The sequence below is a fragment of the Parvularcula sp. LCG005 genome (assembly GCF_032930845.1).
Classification (GTDB): Bacteria; Pseudomonadota; Alphaproteobacteria; order Caulobacterales; family Parvularculaceae; genus Parvularcula.
In genome coordinates, this window is the sequence record NZ_CP136758.1 from 2,009,952 (window position 1) to 2,027,913 (window position 17,962).

At 58.3% G+C, this 17,962-nt stretch carries 15 protein-coding genes; 5 read left to right on the top strand and 10 right to left on the bottom strand.

Annotation, left to right across the window (positions count from 1 at the left end):
• Positions 1-6 precede the first annotated feature (6 nt).
• The 3 genes from RUI03_RS09530 to RUI03_RS09540 all read right to left on the bottom strand — a co-directional run bounded on the left by RUI03_RS09530 (position 7) and on the right by RUI03_RS09540 (position 4,084).
• A complete protein-coding gene (locus RUI03_RS09530) occupies positions 7-435 on the bottom strand; it encodes a hypothetical protein (protein ID WP_317287225.1) in 429 nt (142 codons plus the stop codon).
• A 326-nt stretch (positions 436-761) separates the two neighbouring features.
• Positions 762-2,102, bottom strand: a complete 1,341-nt coding sequence (gene proS / locus RUI03_RS09535; protein WP_317287226.1) for a proline--tRNA ligase — start codon at positions 2,100-2,102, stop codon at positions 762-764.
• 98 nt (positions 2,103-2,200) lie between these two features.
• On the bottom strand, positions 2,201-4,084 hold the full coding sequence (locus tag RUI03_RS09540) for a glycoside hydrolase family 9 protein (RefSeq protein ID WP_317287227.1): 1,884 nt from the start codon (positions 4,082-4,084) through the stop codon (positions 2,201-2,203).
• 242 nt (positions 4,085-4,326) lie between these two features.
• Here RUI03_RS09540 and RUI03_RS09545 point away from each other — a divergent pair, with 242 nt between their 5' ends.
• Genes RUI03_RS09545 through RUI03_RS09555 form a run of 3 tightly spaced genes read left to right on the top strand, consistent with a single transcriptional unit; the run spans position 4,327 to position 6,655 of the window.
• The gene (locus tag RUI03_RS09545; protein WP_317287228.1) at positions 4,327-4,803 is read left to right on the top strand and encodes a GNAT family N-acetyltransferase; all 477 of its coding nucleotides are present in this window, start codon (positions 4,327-4,329) and stop codon (positions 4,801-4,803) included.
• Entirely contained in the window at positions 4,800-6,269 is a 1,470-nt protein-coding gene (locus RUI03_RS09550; RefSeq protein WP_317287229.1) for a RimK family protein, read from the top strand. Before RUI03_RS09545 ends, RUI03_RS09550 begins: the two co-directional genes overlap by 4 nt.
• An 11-nt stretch (positions 6,270-6,280) precedes the next feature.
• Positions 6,281-6,655: an SET domain-containing protein gene (locus tag RUI03_RS09555; RefSeq protein ID WP_317287230.1), complete on the top strand. Its 375-nt coding sequence runs from the start codon at positions 6,281-6,283 to the stop codon at positions 6,653-6,655.
• Here the strand turns inward: RUI03_RS09555 and RUI03_RS09560 are convergent.
• The 6 genes from RUI03_RS09560 to RUI03_RS09585 all read right to left on the bottom strand — a co-directional run bounded on the left by RUI03_RS09560 (position 6,652) and on the right by RUI03_RS09585 (position 13,551).
• Positions 6,652-7,641: an alpha/beta hydrolase gene (locus tag RUI03_RS09560; protein WP_317287231.1), complete on the bottom strand. Its 990-nt coding sequence runs from the start codon at positions 7,639-7,641 to the stop codon at positions 6,652-6,654. The two genes, RUI03_RS09555 and RUI03_RS09560, sit on opposite strands and share 4 nt — an antisense overlap.
• A 1-nt stretch (position 7,642) precedes the next feature.
• On the bottom strand, positions 7,643-9,241 hold the full coding sequence (locus RUI03_RS09565) for a carboxylesterase/lipase family protein (RefSeq protein ID WP_317287232.1): 1,599 nt from the start codon (positions 9,239-9,241) through the stop codon (positions 7,643-7,645).
• A gap of 58 nt (positions 9,242-9,299) precedes the next feature.
• Positions 9,300-10,049 (bottom strand): 2-dehydro-3-deoxy-D-gluconate 5-dehydrogenase KduD, encoded by a 750-nt coding sequence (gene kduD, locus RUI03_RS09570; protein ID WP_317287233.1) that lies wholly within the window; start codon positions 10,047-10,049, stop codon positions 9,300-9,302.
• Positions 10,050-10,058: 9 nt separating this feature from the next.
• Positions 10,059-10,907 carry a 5-dehydro-4-deoxy-D-glucuronate isomerase gene (gene kduI / locus RUI03_RS09575; protein WP_317287234.1) on the bottom strand — a complete coding sequence of 283 codons (849 nt, stop codon included), beginning with the start codon at positions 10,905-10,907 and terminating at the stop codon, positions 10,059-10,061.
• A gap of 138 nt (positions 10,908-11,045) precedes the next feature.
• Positions 11,046-12,149 (bottom strand): LacI family DNA-binding transcriptional regulator, encoded by a 1,104-nt coding sequence (locus RUI03_RS09580; protein ID WP_317287235.1) that lies wholly within the window; start codon positions 12,147-12,149, stop codon positions 11,046-11,048.
• A 34-nt stretch (positions 12,150-12,183) separates the two neighbouring features.
• Positions 12,184-13,551: a hypothetical protein gene (locus RUI03_RS09585; protein ID WP_317287236.1), complete on the bottom strand. Its 1,368-nt coding sequence runs from the start codon at positions 13,549-13,551 to the stop codon at positions 12,184-12,186.
• 142 nt (positions 13,552-13,693) lie between these two features.
• On the opposite strand from RUI03_RS09585, the gene RUI03_RS09590 reads away from it, so the two are divergent.
• Together RUI03_RS09590 and RUI03_RS09595 are read left to right on the top strand one after the other, a co-directional pair.
• Complete coding sequence (locus RUI03_RS09590; protein WP_317287237.1) at positions 13,694-14,506, top strand: hypothetical protein; 813 nt, start codon at positions 13,694-13,696, stop codon at positions 14,504-14,506.
• A gap of 2 nt (positions 14,507-14,508) precedes the next feature.
• On the top strand, positions 14,509-15,000 hold the full coding sequence (locus RUI03_RS09595) for a hypothetical protein (protein WP_317287238.1): 492 nt from the start codon (positions 14,509-14,511) through the stop codon (positions 14,998-15,000).
• 149 nt (positions 15,001-15,149) lie between these two features.
• On the opposite strand, the gene RUI03_RS09600 is transcribed toward RUI03_RS09595, so the two are convergent.
• On the bottom strand, positions 15,150-17,918 hold the full coding sequence (locus RUI03_RS09600) for a TonB-dependent receptor (protein WP_317287239.1): 2,769 nt from the start codon (positions 17,916-17,918) through the stop codon (positions 15,150-15,152).
• Positions 17,919-17,962: the final 44 nt, after the last annotated feature.

The following is a 17,962-nucleotide window of genomic DNA, read 5'->3' on the forward strand; positions in this document are numbered from 1 at the left end:
ACCGGCTTATTCAGTGGTGGTGTCTTCGAAGTCGTCGCTGACGCCCTCGTCCATTTCTTCCACATCACTGTCGAGGTCCTCGTCCTCAGTCCATTCGTCTTCTGCGACGTCTTCGGCCTCAATAGCCTCTTCCGTGGCCTCTTCCTCTTCAACGATGGCGATGTCTTCGTCCGAGTTCAGCTCTTCTTCCGACATGTCGTAGTCATCATCGTACATGGCGTCGCCTTCGGCGATGTCAGGGTCCACTTCAAAAAGCGCGTCGTCTTCAGGTTCGACCAGAACTTCCGGTTCGGAAATTGTGCCTTCGGTTTCAACGGCAGGCTCTTCCGCAGGTGGTGTGGTGGTCGTTTCCTGGGCTGAAGCCGGGATGGCGGCGGCACCGAGGAAAGCAGCAGACAGGGTGGACAGCAGCAGTGTTGATTTCAAATTACGCATTTCAAGTCTCCGTTCTCTTCAAATAGGCGACCTCCCGAAGGAGACCTTTGCAGCTGGACTATCTGGTGATTGTGTCCAGTTATGCCCCGTTAACGGTGTTGCTGTCGGGTTCGTTCCCGCCTTTTCGCCAAAAAGGCGTCCACGGAACAACTAAGGCTCCGGTCTGGCACAAATGTGTCTGAAAAGGGGCGCCGCGTTGGATTGGCCTTTCTGAAGGCCATGATTCTGCCACGGAGACGCAATGCGCGGCTCAGCGCTCGTCCTGTGGGACCTGTTATACGATGGTATGTGACAGAGAGAGGCAGGGACGCGCCCTGCCCCCGAGTTTAGCGTAAGGTGAGCGCGTCGTGGACGAGTTTGGCAATCGTTGCCCCGGCCTCAGCCAGCGGCACCATCTGTTTCTCGCCGGTCTCGCGGATCTTCAGTTCGACCACGCCATCCTTCAGGCCACGCGGTCCAATTGTCGCGATCAGTGGCAGGCCAATCAGGTCCATGCGCGCAAATTTCCCACCCGCACGCTCTGAAGTATCGTCATACAATACATCGACGCCGGCGTCGGTCAGGGATTTGTAGAGGTCCGCACACACCCCATCCACTTCGGCATCGCCCGCCTTCATATTGACGATCCCCACATGGAACGGCGCCACCGCCATTGGCCATTTGCAGCCATCATCGTCATGGTAGGCTTCGATGATGGCACCGAGAAGTCGTGACACGCCGATACCGTATGAGCCCATCTCCACAAAAGACCGCCCATTTGGCCCTTCGACAAAGGCGTTCATCGGCTCGGAATATTTCGTACCAAAGTAGAAGATATGGCCGACCTCAATCCCGCGCGCGGACAGGCGGTCCGCTTCAGGGATCTGATCAAATGCCGCCTTGTCGTGCATTTCATCGGTAGCCGCATAATAGGACGTCCACCGATCGAAAACGGGCTCGAGGTCGCCGGAAAAATCCGTATCGACCGGCGGCACAGCCATATCGGTCAGGGCGCGGTGGGTGAAGACCTCACTCTCGCCCGTATCGGCCAGCACGATGAACTCATGGCTCAACTCGCCGCCGATAGGCCCCGTGTCGGCCTTCATCGGGATGGCTTTCAGGCCCATGCGGTCAAACGTCCGCAAGTAAGCGGCGAACATTTTCAGATAGCTCTTGCGCGCGCCTTCGGCGTCGAGATCGAAGCTGTATGAGTCCTTCATACAGAACTCGCGGCCTCGCATCACACCGAACCGTGGGCGGACTTCATCACGGAACTTCCATTGAATGTGGTAGAGGATCTTGGGCAAATCCTTGTAGGACTGCACACCGCCGCGAAAGATTTCGGTGATCATTTCCTCATTGGTCGGACCATAAAGCATCTCCCGATCGTGCCGATCGGTGATTCGCAGCATTTCAGGACCGTAGGCGTCATACCGACCGGATTCATGCCACAACGTGGCGGGCTGGATCGTCGGCATCAACAGCTCAATCGCCCCTGCCCGCTCCTGTTCTTCACGGACAATCCGCTCAATTTTCTTCAGCACCCGCAGGCCAAGCGGCAGCCATGCATATATGCCCGCTGCCTGCTGGCGGATCATGCCCGCGCGCAGCATCAGCCGGTGCGACGCAATCTGGGCATCACCGGGGGTTTCTTTGAGAAGAGGAAGGAAAAAGTTGGACAGGCGCATGAAGGAACCAGCTCAATGACGATTATGAGCGCCTTATCAAGACCATGCCGCGGCAAATGTCTATGAAAAGGCGCTCCTTCGCCTGCCCCTGGGCCAGCCTATCGTTCGTCGGCGAAGGCCGCGACCCAAAACATCGGCGCGTTCCAGTTGATGGCCACTTCGTTCAGCGAGTAGCTACCGATATCGTCCTTGTAACAGGTCTGCGGCTGGCAGTTGTCGTAGATCGACCTGGCGACATCATCGGCCGGGTTGCCATTATTGGACCCGCCGGAAAGCGCACCGGGAGGAGGACCGGGGAAACGGTCATCCGCCTGCTTGGCCCAGAAGCGGTGATGCGGGTTCAGCATCGGATTTTCGCCATAGCCGGAGACATAGGACTGATTGATCGGGTTGCGGCCGAGAATATAGTCCACAAGATCGATCGTTCCGTCGCGATATTTTTCTTCGCCCGTCGCATCATAGGCATAGGCCAGAACGATGCCATGATTGGCGACGCCGCTGTTCGACCCCCAATTATAGGGACCGTCAAACGGAATGGCATACCCTTCGCTGTCCGCGATTTCGAGGAAATCATCGGCCAGACCAACGACATTGGTACGCAATGTTGAAGCTTTATCGTCGCTGAGCGCATCCAGGTTCAACATCAGAGACAGATTGCCAAGGGCGGCGACAGAGCCCCAGCCCATCGACGCAGGCGCCGCCAGATAGTGCTCGGACGCCTTCATGTCCGCGTGGTACTTCTCGTCGCCGGTGGTGAGGTAAAGCTCTGCGGCCGCCCAATAGAATTCGTCCGAGAAATTGGTGTCGCCATAACCGCCGCCACCGCCATTGGTGACCGTATAGCCGGCCACATCCGGGACGCGCTTGGCGGCCGCATAGGCCGTCTCCGCGGCGCTCAGGCATTTCGCTGCGAACTCGTCGTCAATGCCGCGCCAGATCCGGCCGCATTGAGCGGCGACGCCGGCAAGGTTCAGAGTTGCCGGGGTCGATGGATAGGTCAGATAGCGTGTTGCTGGATCCTCGTGCGGCATTTGCGGCAAAGGCGTCCAGAATTCGTCATGCATCTTGTGATGCGCCATGCCCGACGCATCGGTTGGGGTCAGGTCGAGCGTCTTCTCCTGCCCATATTGGTTGCCCTTGGGCAGGTTCATCGAGGTGCCTTCGGGCACCTGCATCGCCAGCATGAATGTCAGATTGTAGCGCGCCTCGTCCAGCAGATCCGGCACGTCATTGCCGGCTTCAGGAATATTGACGGCACCGTCAGCGAAAGCGGCGGCCTTTGGCGTGCCGGCAATGCGCTCCCAGTAATTCTGGAGCGTCCAGGTCGAAATCCCGCTATTGACCACGTACTTTCCGTGGTCGCCCGCATCATACCAGCCGCCGGTCGTATCCAGCGTATAGGTGCAACCGCCCCAGTTATTACCGTTCACGTCCTCCGGACCAAAACAGGTGGCGGTATCGCTGGGGTGACCGGCGGGCCGGGTAAACTCCTCCGATCCGGCATAGGGCATCTCGATCGGCACGCCGCTGCGCTGATGATAGAAGAAGCTCAAGACATCGTATTTCAGGGTCTCATAGATATCCGCCGCGATGTCGAAGGGTTCGCTTTTCACACCGCCCACCTCGACAAACAGCCCCTCGCCCGCCTCGTCCAGCTTGCTGAAGTCGATCTGATGAACAGCTTTCGCCGATCCTTCATTCACACCGAAGACGGTCGTCATTCCTTTGAAGAGGCCTTTTCCCTTCGCCGAACGAACCTGAAACGCCATGGGTGACTGGGCGTCAGTGACGACGATTGCCGTTTTCGGCCCCGATGGGGTGAAACCCACCTGATTGAGATGAACCGCTTCGACAGCGCCTTTTGTCGCCTGCTCGGCCTTGCCGTGATGATCGCTCGCCAGTGCTGTCGCATGGGGCAGCAGTGTGGTGGCGGCGGTTGCAATGGCGCTCGTCAGAAACAGGTGACGGACAGAACTCGGCATGGGGCAGCTTCCTCATATATTGGGGCAGATGGTTGCGCGACAGGCTACAGAGGCACGGGTCAAATGACCAGACTTCGCGGGCCCAGCGTCATCCGTGCCCGCTACTGAAACTTTTTGCAGTCTTGGCCATTTATCAATTGAATTGGACCGGCAGGCAGATCATTTTGTAGCGCTGTTGACCCCTCCCGCCTGAAATGGAAATTGATGCTCCTTTGGTACCGGCCAGCCCCAGGCCGCCAGCAATGACCTCGCTTGAACCGACCATCCGTCCCGCCCATGCGGGGGACATCGACAGCCTTCTTGATCTTGAATTGGTGTTTCCGGAAGGAGACCGGGCCACCCGCCGAAACTGGCGCGATCTCTTGAGCGGACATTCGGCCGTGTTGATTGCCGATCAGGGGGAGAGCCTGGGCGGCGCCGCCGTTCTCCTGTTTCGCAAAGGCACCACGGTCGGCCGACTGTACTCGCTCGCCGTCGCGCCAGCGGCACGAGGTCGGGGTGTGGCACGCGCTTTACTTGCAGCATCGGACGAGGCCTGTCAGGTCAGGCAGTGCGACCGCCTCCGTCTGGAGGTTCGCACCAGCAACGAAGAAGCGCTTCGGCTGTATCGCAATAATGGCTATGTCGTCATCGGCCACAAATCGAGTTATTACCCCGACGGTGAGGACGCTGTGCACATGGAAAAACGTCTCATTCCAATGAAGGATATTTTGTCTTGAGCGACTGGCTCATCCTCGTCGATGCCCTGAACGATATCGGGCAGGCCGAAACCCCGCACAAGGTGATGCGGGTGTCAGATTATCTGGCGCACCCGGAGCTTTTCGCCGGCCGTCGGCCTTACCTGCTGAACCTCAGCCGTTCCTACAGCTATCAGTCTGAAGGCTATTACGCATCGCTGCTTGCCGAAGCGCGGGGTCACCGGGTGAGTCCGAACGTGCAGACGATCGTCGAATTGTCCGCCAAAGGTCTATACGCCCACGCCCTGCCCGAACTGAATGTGCGGCTGGCTGAGGCTCGGGCAAAGGGGGCCCCTGACGCCAAGACCCTGCTCATCGCTTTTTCCAAACCTCAGGTCCCCGGCTATGAACGGTTGGCACGCGAGGCATCGGACTGGTTCCGTACCCCTGCGCTCGAGCTCGAGTTCAATCCGAAGGCGCCGCACGATATTGTCCGCATTCGTCCTGTTCCGCCTCACAAACTGAAGGATGAACGACGGAAGTTCTTCCTCGACGCCATGGCGGCCTACACCCGCGGGCGCCTGTCCACGCCCAAGGCGAAGGCACCCGCCAAATGGTCACTGGCCATTCTGGTGGACGAGAAAGAAAAGATGCCGCCGTCCAAGAAGCCGGCCATCAAGCGGCTGATCGATGTGGCGGAAAAAATGGGCGTTGAGGCCGAGGTGCTGGAGCCCACGGACCTCACCAGCCTGGCCGAGTTTGACGCCCTTTTTATCCGTGCAACGACCAGTATCGACAATTTCACTTATCGTTTCGCCCGTCGCGCTGAACAGGAAGGCATGCCCGTCATTGACGATACCGTGTCGATGATAAGATGCACGAACAAGGTCTATCTGAAAGAGATCTTGGAGAAGGCCAAACTGCCCATTCCGAAGACGGAAATTATCGACGAAAAGTCAAACCTCAACGATGTGTTTGACCGGTTGGGTTCGCCCGTCATTCTCAAGATGCCTGACGGCTCGTTCGGAGCGAACATGGTCAAGGCCAAAACGATGGAAGAGCTGAAAGCCGGCGCCAAAAGCATGTTCGCGGAATCGGCACTGGTGATTGCTCAGGCCTTTGTACCGACCAAGTTTGACTGGCGCATCGGCGTGCTTGGCGGCAAACCGCTCTTCGCGTGCCAGTACAAAATGGCCCGCGGTCACTGGCAGATCGTCAAATATGGTGAGAACGGCAAGTTTCGCGAAGGCGGCTCCGCCACCATCCCGATCGAGGATGCGCCGACGGCCGTCGTTGATGCCGCCGTCAAAGCCGCCCGCCTGATCGGGGATGGGCTTTACGGCGTAGACATCAAGGAAACTGAGACTGGCGTCGTGGTCATCGAAATCAATGACAATCCAAACCTCGAACTTGATATTGAAGCCGCTGTCCTGAAAGATGAGCTCTGGCGGCAGATCATCACCTGGTTCGCCAATCGGCTGGAACGCCGCATCGGCCTCCCGTCCTGAAAGGGGATGACATGACCTTTGACGCCAAAACCTATGTCGAAGCTTCGCCGCACCACGGCCGTGGCCTTTTCGCGCGCAACGCCCTGTCCACCGATGACATCATTGGCATCTATCCGATGATTATTCTGTCGGCGGACGATGTCGAGAAGATTCACGACACGCCTGTCTATCACTATATATTCTATGTGGATGATGAGGCCGACGGCCGATTGCGCGCCGCTATTGTCTTCGGGGACCTGTCCATGTGCAATCACAGCACATCGGCGAATGCGCGGTTTCATGTCGACGCACCCTCCCGGACCGTCACCCTGATTGCCAACAGTGATATCGCTGCGGATGAAGAAATCCTCATCGACTATGAGGAATTCGCCGAAGAGATCGTCTAGTCAGTCGACCGCATCCAGTCGACAACCATCTGTGGCCACTGACCAAGCGGCGTCCCCTCTATTCCACGCAAGCCAAAACCGTGCTCGCCATGGGGAAAGACGTGCAGGCTGACCGGCACGCCGGCAGCGGTGAACTCGCGAAATACCCGAAGACTGTTTTCAACCGGCACAGCCGCATCATCAGCCGTGTGCAGAAGAAACGTCGGCGGGGCATCGGCGCGTGCGTTCTTGTCGATTGAGTATGCCTGCAGTTCGGTTTCGACAGGCGCGTCACCCAGAAGGTTCGTGCGGGACCCTTCATGAGTAACGCCATCGGCCATGCTGGCAACAGGGTAGACAAGGACCAGCCGGTCCGGTCGCGCCGACAGGGCGTCCACTTCATTCGAACCTTCATAGACAATGGCATCGAACCGCGTCCCCAGGGATCCGGCGACATGCCCGCCAGCCGAAAAACCCATGACCGTGATCTTGCCCGGATCAATACCGTCCGCTTCCGCGCGGCTGCGGACGAGCCTGATAGCCCGTTGTGCATCCTGCAGCGGCGTGTCCGCGCCGCCCTGCCAGTCGAATTGCGGCAATCGATAGGTCATGACGTAGGCGGTAATGCCGTGCTGGTTGAAATAGCGCGCGCCTTCCCAACCTTCCTTTTCCACCACCACCCGTGAGTAGCCACCGCCGGGGATGAGGAGGATGACCTCACCCGTCGGCTCGGCTCGCCGGAAGACGGTGAGGGTCGGTGTCGTGATCTTGACCGCGGCTCGATCCGGCAGGCCATAGACGTTCGTCCGCTCGATAATCTCTTCGGTCAGTCCCTTGGGTACGCCGCCAGGCGGTCCCTCGGGCCATAGGGGCAGGACGAGATCAGGCTGGCGATCAATATCCACCAATAAGGCGTATGGTGGCGCAGTCTCCGCCATTACAGGGGCGACACCGGCCACGAATATGGCGGAAGCAAGCATGCCGAGGACGGAATGCTTCTTGCGCATTTTACGTCCCCCACTGAATGAAGGGTACCTTTGCGAAGAGCTCACGCTCGACCTTGCGCGGATCATCGACCAGTTTCGTGTCGTCACCGAAGACCATCGTTGCGCGATCCGGCAATCGGTGCTGGGACCATGTCGGCAGCCCCTTGTGATCGGGCGTGCCATTGCGGGCGAGCGCGACAAACGCTGCCTGCAACTGGTCAGAGACGACGCGCGCACGCGCCGAATTGCCGGTGATGGCATTGGGAGCGGTCAGATTGCCGAAGGCATGGGCGATATCGATCGTGTGCGGCGCACCGTATCGGCCACCCTCTTCCGGTGACGGCAGGTCCATCTGGTAAACCCACGTCGGGTGTTCAGCGCGGGCACGGGCATCTGCCTCTTCCACCTGTCCGCGCCAGGATCGGCCAGCAGTCGTGGCGGCAAAGAAAATATCGGCGGCAGAATAATCCGGATACGCCTTACGATAGACGCTGACGACTTCTGACGGCAGGATATCGCACCGCATATGGTGGGCGAGCCGTGCCGGCAGTTCGTCCCATTCCATGTCAAAGGCGTCAGGCTCCCGCCGACCGATCAGATTTCTGGTTTCATCCTTGGTATTGCCGAGAATCATCGGAATGTCTGCAGACTGTGCCGGTGCATCGGGCCAGAACGGATGACGCTTCAGGAAGATCTCGTCCAGCACCGGGCCCATATAAACGCCGAACTCCGGATTGACCGGGTCGCGTGCCTCCATGCCATCGAGAAGACGTTCAGTCGGCAGATTAACCAGAGCGCCGATATCGTCCGGTGCAATGCCCAGCTGGTTGAGAACAGCCCCGGCGCGGGCGGTCCCATTGAGCGGCCCGCACGCCGTTACCTGCTGCCCGCTCATCGTCGCGGCGCTATGGAAAAGACCCTTTGCCGCGGGTGCGGCCATCATGGTGGCGATCTTGGCGCCCCCTCCCGACTGGCCGAACACCATCACACGTTTCGCATCACCACCGATCGCATCGGCGTTGTCGCGCACCCATTCAAGCGCCAGCACGAGATCCCAGATACCGGTATTCCCCGAGTCAGGGAATTTGCCGCCGGTCAGGACGGGCAGATACAGATAGCCGAACACGTTAAGGCGGTGATTGACCGTGACGACCACCACGTCATGGATTTCGGCAAGCCGCCGACCATCATAAAGGGGATCTGAACCCGATCCGCCATTATAGGCACCGCCGTGGAAGTAGACCATGATGGGGCGCTTGGCCCCGTCCGCCACGCCCGGCGTCCAGACATTCAGGAAAAGACAGTCCTCTGATTGATTGGGCTCACTACCGCGTTGGGGAGATGCCCCGCCATACTCAGTGGCCCGCTTGACTTCGGTCCATGCGGTAGGCGCGACAGGTCGCTGGAAGCGCCGTGGCCGGGTATCACCGCCGTAGCGGACCCCTTTGAAGACTGAAACCGGACCGTCATTGTACCCACTGACAGGACCGAAACTGGTCTGCATTCGCGGGTCCTGGCGTCCCTGCCCCAACGCGGCGGAGGCGCCCAGGGGCAAGGCCGAAACGCCGGCGATGAAGGTTCGCCTGTCCAGATAAGGTGAATTGAGACGTTTCCCAGACATGGCGTTCCTCCATTTTTTATTTGCCCTGCAGATTGGCCTGCAGGATCAGTAGTCATCTTCAGCGGGCCAACCACCCCCCATCCACGGGCAATGTTGTGCCGTGGACGTAGTCAGAAGCCGTAGAGGCAAGGAAAATCGCCGCGCCGGACAGATCTGAGGGATCGCCCCAGCGGCCCGCGGGAATGCGGCCCAAAATCTCCGCGTTCCGCTTTTCATCAGCCCGCAATGCCGCCGTATTGTTCGTGGCGATATAGCCGGGTGCGATCGCGTTGACGTTGATCTTCTTCGCCGCCCATTCATTGGCCAATAGCCGTGTCAGTCCCATGACGCCGCTCTTGCTTGCCGTGTACGACGCAACCCGAATGCCGCCCTGATAGGAGAGCATCGATGCGATGTTGATGATCTTGCCGCGCTCGCCAGCGGCTACCCAGCGCTTGGCAAAGCCCTGGCTGAGAAAGAACAGGGTCTTGAGATTCACGTCCATGACGGAATCCCATTCCTCTTCGGTGAAGTCGAGGGCATCGTTGCGTTTGATCGTACCCGCATTGTTCACCAGAACAGCCGGCAGACCGAACGCGGCCTCAGCCTTCTCGACAACGGCGGGCACACTTGAGATGTCGCCCAGATCGGCCTCAACAAAAGCGAATTTGCAGCCGGTATCCTCAACTTGAGCCCGCGTTTCTTCGGGTTGCGAGCGGCCTACGGCAACAATATTGGCACCGGCCGATGCGAGGCCAAGGGCCAGCCCCTGACCAATGCCAGTATTGGCCCCAGTGACGACGCAGGTCTTGCCTGAAAGGTCAAACATCCCCGCCCCCTATTTCAGCTGACAGATGTCGAGGACGTTCATGTCGGTGTAGTCGAGGTTTTCACCGCCCATCGCCCAGATGAAATTGTAGGCCTTGGTGCCGGACCCCATGTGAATGGACCATGGGGGCGAGATCACCGCCTCCTTGTCCTTCATGATGATGTGACGGATTTTGTCTTCTTCGCCCATATAGTGGAAGACGCGATCATTCTCTTCCAGCCCGAAGTAGAAATAGATTTCCGAGCGGCGATCGTGAAGGTGCGGCGGCATGGTATTCCAGACACTGCCTTCGTTCAGGATCGTCAGACCCATGAGCAATTGGCAGGACTTGCATGTCTCGGGCACGATATACTGATAGATGACCCGGTCATTGGACTGCGCCAGCGAGCCGCGCTCAAGCGGAACCGCCTTGTCTACAGAAAGTTTGACAATGTCGTAGCTGGCATGCGCGAGCGTTGATACGACGTAGAACATCGCCGGGTTGGATGCGTCATCGGATGAAAACACAACATCCTTCTTGCCGCGCGGAATATAGATTCCGTCTTTCGGCGCCATTGAGAATTTCTCGCCATCAATGGTCAGTGTGCCACTGCCACCACCCACATTGATCGCGCCCATTTCGCGACGCTGCAAGAAGGGCTCGCCCTCTGCCGAAGAAGGTTCGGTCTGTGCCGGCAGGACCACATCGCCGGAGACTGGCGCGGCGCCCCCGATGACCATTCGCTCATTATGCGAATAAAAGAGCTTGACCTTGCCGTCCTCAAACATGCTGTCAACGAGATAGCGATCCCGAAGCTGATCATTTGAAACATTGTCCATCATGTCCGGATGGGTGGCCTGATAAACTTTTTCGAACATCGTTTTTCCTCAATCAGCGTGTCTTTGACCTGCCTCCGAATAATGCGGAACAGGTCGTCATATTGATTTTGCTACCGGTGTCATAACAACACTGGACGGTCGCGACAACCACCCCGGCCAGCGAAAATCGCCGGCAGATCAGCGTTGGGCGGTCGACCCCCGTATGACCAGTTCGGGCTGAGGTGACTGAGATTGCGGGCCTGCAAGATATTCATCCCCACCCAAGAGTTGCCGGGCCGCTTCTGCGCCCATTTCCCGGATGGCGGTACGGACCGTCGTCATCGGTGGATAAACCCGCGACGCCATCGGTGTATCGTCATACCCAACGATTGAGACATCTTCAGGGATAGAGAGCCCCGCCTCGCGCGCCGCCTGATAGGCACCGACGGCCATTTCATCATTGCCCATAAACAAGGCCGTTGGCGGATCATCCATGGCCAGCAGGCTCGCCGCACCGGCCGCACCGCTTTCAAACGTATAGGCCCCTTCCCGCATGAGAGCCGGATCGAGCGTCAGTCCGTGTTCCGCCAGCCCCTCCTCAAACCCGCGGCGGCGCTCATGCGCCGACCGGAATGTGCTCGGTCCGTGCACATGGCCGATGCGCCGATGGCCGAGTGCCGCAATATGCAGCGCGGCCGCTTTCGCCCCCTCATGGTCGCGCGTCCGCAACATGCGCGCGCCATTGTCGAGCGGAACCGACGCAATACGGACATAGGGGCAATCCGCATCCCGCAGGATTTTGGCCACACGATCATCTTCCGAAATCGATGGGGTCAGAATGACACCACGAGGCTTCTGCTGGCGCACGAAGGCCTCGATTGGATCGTATACGTTCGGATCAGAGCGATCACACGGCTGAAGCACCAATAGGTGCCCCGTCCCCTCCAGTCCGTCGAGGATCCCGCGCTGCATGTTCACCACATATTGCGGGCTGGGGTTGTCGTAGATCATGCCTACGAGGAACGAGCGCCGAAATGCCAACGCCCGCGCCTGGGGATCAGGCGCATAGCCATACTGCCTGATGACGGCCTGTACCCGTTCCCGCGTATCATCTCGCACAAGCGGTGAGTTATTAATGACCCGTGAGACGGTCTTTTTCGATACGCGCGCCAGACGCGCCACATCATTGATCGTGACTTTGCCGCGCGATTCCCCCTGTTCGTCAGGATAGACCGCTGGATCGTTATTATCGTTATCGTTCGGAGGCAAAGCGCTGTTCCAGTCAAAATGTCCACGGGACATTTCGACCAGAGCCGTGCGTGATTGGCAAGTGCAATCAGGTGCCCCGCGCTTTACTGCCATCATCGAGGACGTCAGGCGATTTGGGTTCCATCGTGTCCAGGTTCCAGTCGTCAGGATTGAAGGTCGCGCGCGTTTCCTCAAAGGTCGGATATCCGCCAACCTGCTCCTGGCTGTCGATAATGTGCCCGCGGCCTTCGGCCGTGTCGGCAAGGATCCGAACATCAATCTTGTCGCGATCCCATGGACGAGCACCCACTTTCTTCAGCACACTGATCTCAACCTCTGCAGCAGGCATCGGTTCAACACCCGGGATCTCGCGGATGGGCTTGCGGTGCTTGTTGAGAACCGCCTCGCTGGCCGTATAGCGACCCATGAGCGGGAGTGGATCGCCATGCGCATCCTGGACGCGGTTGTCGGCCAGGTAGAGATCGGCCGAGCCATTGCCACCCAGCATGACGAGAGGCAGATCGGCGACGGTATTGGGCCCCCCGCGCAGGACGTTACCGACCACTGTCAGCTCGCCGGTCTGATACTGCGCATCACCCCATTCAAGGCCCTGCAGGTTGTAGTGAATTGCCCGCTGACCAGGGTTATAGATCAGGTTGTTGACAATGGCGCCGCGCGCACCGCCCTTGAAAAGAGGGCTCCGCTCGTAATTGTGCGCATAAAGATTGCCGTAAATGAGAATGCCCGACGTGTTGTCGTGGATCAACGAGCCTTTTGAGTGCTCGCCTTTAGCGTGGGTGGAATTGGCGAGACCTTCGGCAATCAGGTTGTTGGAATAGGTGATCCGGCGGGACGTTCCCTCACGCCAATCATCTGGCGTGTCGCCAGTGAAACGAGGGCCCGACGCCGACAGGTTTTCATCCGTCGCCCAGCTCAAGGAACAATGATCGACGATCACATCATGCGCCGCGGCTGTCGTGATGGCGTCGATATCCCGCCCGCTCATCGGCGCCTCACCCAGATCGCCGGGACGAATTCTCAGATGTCGGACGATGACATCATGCCCCTTGATGACGAGCCCCCCCTTGATAATCGTGATCCCGGGGGATGGGGCTGTCTGTCCCGCAACGGTGATATACGGGTTGTCGATTGAGAGATTGGCCCCTTCCAAATCGATGACGCCGCCGACCTCGAAGACCACGATCCGCTTACCTTCCGCTGCCAATGCCGCGCGCAGGCTGCCGGGTCCGTCAGCATTCAGATTGGTCACCTTGATGATCTTGCCGCCGCGGCCACCAACCGTATCAGTCCATCCAACAGCGCCCGGAAAGGCGCGGGTTGTGTCCGCAGGCATGGCCTCTTGGGCGGCGCTCGCTACGGTGAAGGGGACCGTGAAAACCGGGACGGCGCTGAGAATAAGAGCGGCACGGAGTGTCGTCGCGAGAGAATGTCGCATGATAGTCCTTTTCTTGCGTTTCCAGTGGCATCGGGGCTTTCCGGAACAGCAACCGGTGCCCTTTTTTGCTCATTATCACTGGATAATGACACCGGTTTCCGTTACTGTCCAGAACCAACAAGTTTGATTGAGGAGACGGCGGATGAGCCTCACCGCGACACGTTCGGCGAACCGGTCGATCGCCCAAGCTTTTGTCGATGCCCGCCTGCAGGCAACGCCATTGCAAGACTATCCCGGCACCCAGCCGACCAGCCTGGATGAGGCTTATGCCGTGCAGGATGAAGCGATTGGCCTGTGGCCCGACGCCATCGGCGGCTGGAAGGTCGGGCGAATTACCGGCGACGGGATGGCAAAATACGGCACCGACCGCCTGCTCGGCCCCATTTTTTCCCCGCTAATCTGGCAGGACGACGGCAGTGCACGAACGGTCGGCATGTTCGAGGGCGGCTTCGCCGCCGTCGAAGGGGAATATATTATCGAAATTGGTGCCGATGCCCCGACCGACAAGGTTGATTGGACCACGGAAGAAGCACTCGGTATGGTCGGCGCTGTCTATGCAGGCATCGAAATTGCGTCGAGCCCCTTCCCCGGGATCAATATTGAAGGTCCGCTCGTCACGATCTCGGATTTCGGCAACAATCTGGGCCTGATCTGCGGACCAGCCATTCCCGATGCGCTTTCGACGCCGTTGGAGGACTGGAAGGTCAAGACGCTGATCGCCGGCTCGGTCGTCGGCGAAGCTAGTGCCGCCGGCATTCCAGGCGGTCCGGTTGAATCACTGAGATACGCGCTGGGGAATGCAGCCCGGCGTGGTCACCCCTGCAAAAAAGGCATGAAGATCTCGACGGGTGCTGTAACCGGCGTTCACGAAGTCAAAGTCGGTCAGCGAGCGGATGTGCACTTCCCTGGCGGTATCGTACTGTCATGTCAGTTTGCACCCGTGAAGGGAAATTGAGCGTGCAGAAGCTCTTGGGACTGACTGCCATTATCAGCCTTGTCGGATGCGGCAGCGACCAGAGCACTCCTGGTGTCAGCAAGGATTCGGTCGACATAAGCGATGTTCCGCCAGCGGTGATGGAGACCGCAACGGCGTTCCGGGACGATATCAACTTTTCCGAAGCGGAGCGTGAAACCCGAAATGGCGTCATCTATTACGACCTTGAAGGTCTGGGGGCTGACGGCCAGGAGTGGGAACTCGACATCATGCAGGACGGCGACAGCTGGGCAGTGGTCGAAATGCAGCGCGATATCGCTGAAAGTGAGCTCCCCCCTGCCGTGATGACAGCTCTTCGAGAGAACGCGCCTGACTTTGTCACTGCACGCATTATTGAAAGCACCCAGACGGATCGTCGGATTGTCTTTGAATTTTTTGATGCCGACAGTCACAAACACGAAGTCCTATGGGACGGGGCCGAAGCATCCTACCTCACCGAAGAGTGGGTCCACTAAACTCGCGACAGATCTAAAAATAGAGCCGCCCCAAGGGGCGGCTTTTTTATTGTGCTCGTCGCTCACAGATTCAGCGGCAATGAAAAGGCGCCCAAAGCGGGAGGTGCTTTGGGCGCCAAAACTGATCGTCAGTTCTGATCCGATTTTAATCAGTTCATGGACCAGCGGGCACCGACGAGGAAGACGCGACCCGTGTGATCATACTCATACCGACGCTTGGCATAGATATCGGTCCAGCGATCCTGATAGTCATCCGTCAGGTTCAGGGCCTCAAAGCTCAGCTCGATATTGTCGGTCAGCTCGTAGGAAGAGGAGAAGTCGAGATTGAACGTCTCGCCATAGCCTTCGAACGTGTTGCTGTTACCGCTCGTGCCGGACAGATACTCATCTCGATAGGCCGCGGCCAGACGAGCAGAGAACCGGTCGTTCTCGTAATACACCGTGGCGTTATACGAGACATTGGAGAGACCGAGAAGGCGCTCGGTAATCTCCTGTCCGTTCACGGTATAATCCACATCGGAGTCGACATAGGTGTAGTTCCCCACGATCCCCATGTCTTCCAGCAGTGGCGTCCCTTCCACGAACGTGGAGAATGGCAACTGAAGGCCGACTTCAAAGCCCTGGATATCTGCACCCGGACCATCACCCAGCGAACGGATTGTCCAGCAGCCCGAACCGCCATTGTTCGGATTACAGGATTCAGCTGGTCCACCCTCAGGATTCTGTGCCGTCGGTGAGGTTGGCACAAGCAGCGTCAGCGGAAGACCCGTCGATGCGTAGGTATTGGTGCTTTCCGTCGAAATCGGGAATGATTCGATTTCCTTGGTGAAGAAAGCGAACGACAGAAGTGCTTCATCCGCGAAATACCACTCAGCTGATGCGTCGAAATTGTTCGCGCGCGTCGGGTTGAGGGATGGGTTCGCGTAGGACACCCGGTAGTTGAAGCTGTCGACGCTACCGCCCGGGCTGAGGTTGCCGAGGCCAGGCCGGGTCATCACCTGCGCTGCTGATGCACGAAGGACGAAGTCCGGCGTGACGAAGAGCGCCACATTCGCCGATGGCAGCGTGTCTTCATAAGGCTCACGCGTCACATCGACGAGCGTACCGGAGTTGTACCCTGACGAGTTCTGCTTGGTTTCCACATAGCGAACACCGGCATCAAACTTCAGGCGCATTTCACCAACCGGCACGTCACCGTTCAGCTGAAGGAAGGCACCAACGCTTTCCTCGGTGACCTTGCTTGTTGAACCTTGATCGAGCGTTGCCTCGATATTGGGCAGGTCGAAATAGTCGGACCAACCGCTCAAGGACGGGATCGCCCAGGACGTCGTTGAGCCTGCACCCGTATCGTCATTGAAGTTGAAGATATCGGTCAGACCTGCCGTCGCGGGCACGCCATACAGATCGTTGACGTTGTCGTCGTCCGTGTCGCAATCAAAAAGATCGCCGCAAACGCCTTGGTCACGGCGATAGCCGTAGGTGTCGAAAGTGAACTCTTTCCAGCTCACGCCGCCTTCAAGCGACAGGTTTTCCGTAAAGTCCCATTCGGCTTCGATACGGCCCGTCGTGAAACCATGAGTGGCCCCCGATGGACGGTCGCGCAATTCCGAAAGCTGGAACGTGGATGGATCAAGAACACTGTCGCCACCAAAAGTGATCGTCGGAAATTTGTCATCCGTGTAATCGTATGAGAAATTCTGATGATCACGATCATCATACATGAACGTGATTTCGTAAGGGAACTCCGTATCCGACTGGGACTTGCCGGCGAAAGCCTGCATTCTGAAAGTGTCGGAGAAATCATGATCGAGCGTGGCGCCGACCTGATAGAAATCTGTCGTCCATGCCTTCTTGAAGTTCTCCATCCGAACCCAGGCATTGTTCACGGTCATGGAGTTGAGGTTGTTGGTGTCCGCATCGTAAGTGTAGTCGATGACGTCCATGCCGCCTTCGTTGCCGCGGAACAGGACTTCACCCCAATACTCCGAACGCGACGCATCCAGCTTTGAGTACAAACCATCGACGCTCAACGTCGTGGCATCGTCAAGGCGCAATTGGAGACCGGTGGTCAGACCCAGACGCTCGCGCTCAAGCGCGATTTCACCATAACGTGGAATACGCGGATGGAAGGCGTTGGTGACCGTATCGCAACCGGTATCCGTTGGGTTGGCAAGGCAATCCACGCCCTCAACAGACTGGAACCGAGCCTTCTGCCAACGAACGGTGTTCTGACCGAGTTCGCTGGTCGCGTAGCTCGAATAGGCAGCTGACGCCGAAACGCCCCAAACGCCATTCGGATCGTTATAGGCAAACAGGCCAGCAACGCGTGGGCCGAAATCTTCGATCAGTTCGTTGTATTGACCTTGGGCGCTCAGCACCAGTGTCGTGCCGTCCTTATAGTTGAACGGACGGCCTGTGTTCAGGTCGACCGTCGCCCCGAGTGAGCCTTCATCGATATCCGCTGAAGCAGTTTTCCGTACGATGATGTTGTTGAACAGTTCAGAAGCGAACACGTTGAAGTCAAAATCGCGGCCTCGGTTGACACTGCCCTCGCCGCCCGTTGCAGCGATGGTTTCCATGCCATTGACACGAACGCGTGTGTACTGACCAGACAGACCACGTACCGTGATCTGCCGACCCTCACCGCTGTCGCGCGTGATGGCGACGCCTGGCACACGCTGAAGCGATTCAGCGAGGTTCAAATCCGGAAAGTCGGCGATATCTTCAGCAACGATGGCATCAACAGCGCCTGTTGCTTCTTTTTTTACGGCGAGTGCCTCAGCCAGAGACGCACGGAAACCGGTGACGACAATCTCGTCTTCCGTCGTGTCCTGCGCAAATGCAGCGGGCGATGCGGCCGCCATGGCCGTCAGTGACGCGCCCAGCAAGACGCCATTCATCATGGATCGTTTGTTCATCCTGTCCTCCCAAGACAATTTTGGACGCGATCTTCGCCGCGTTC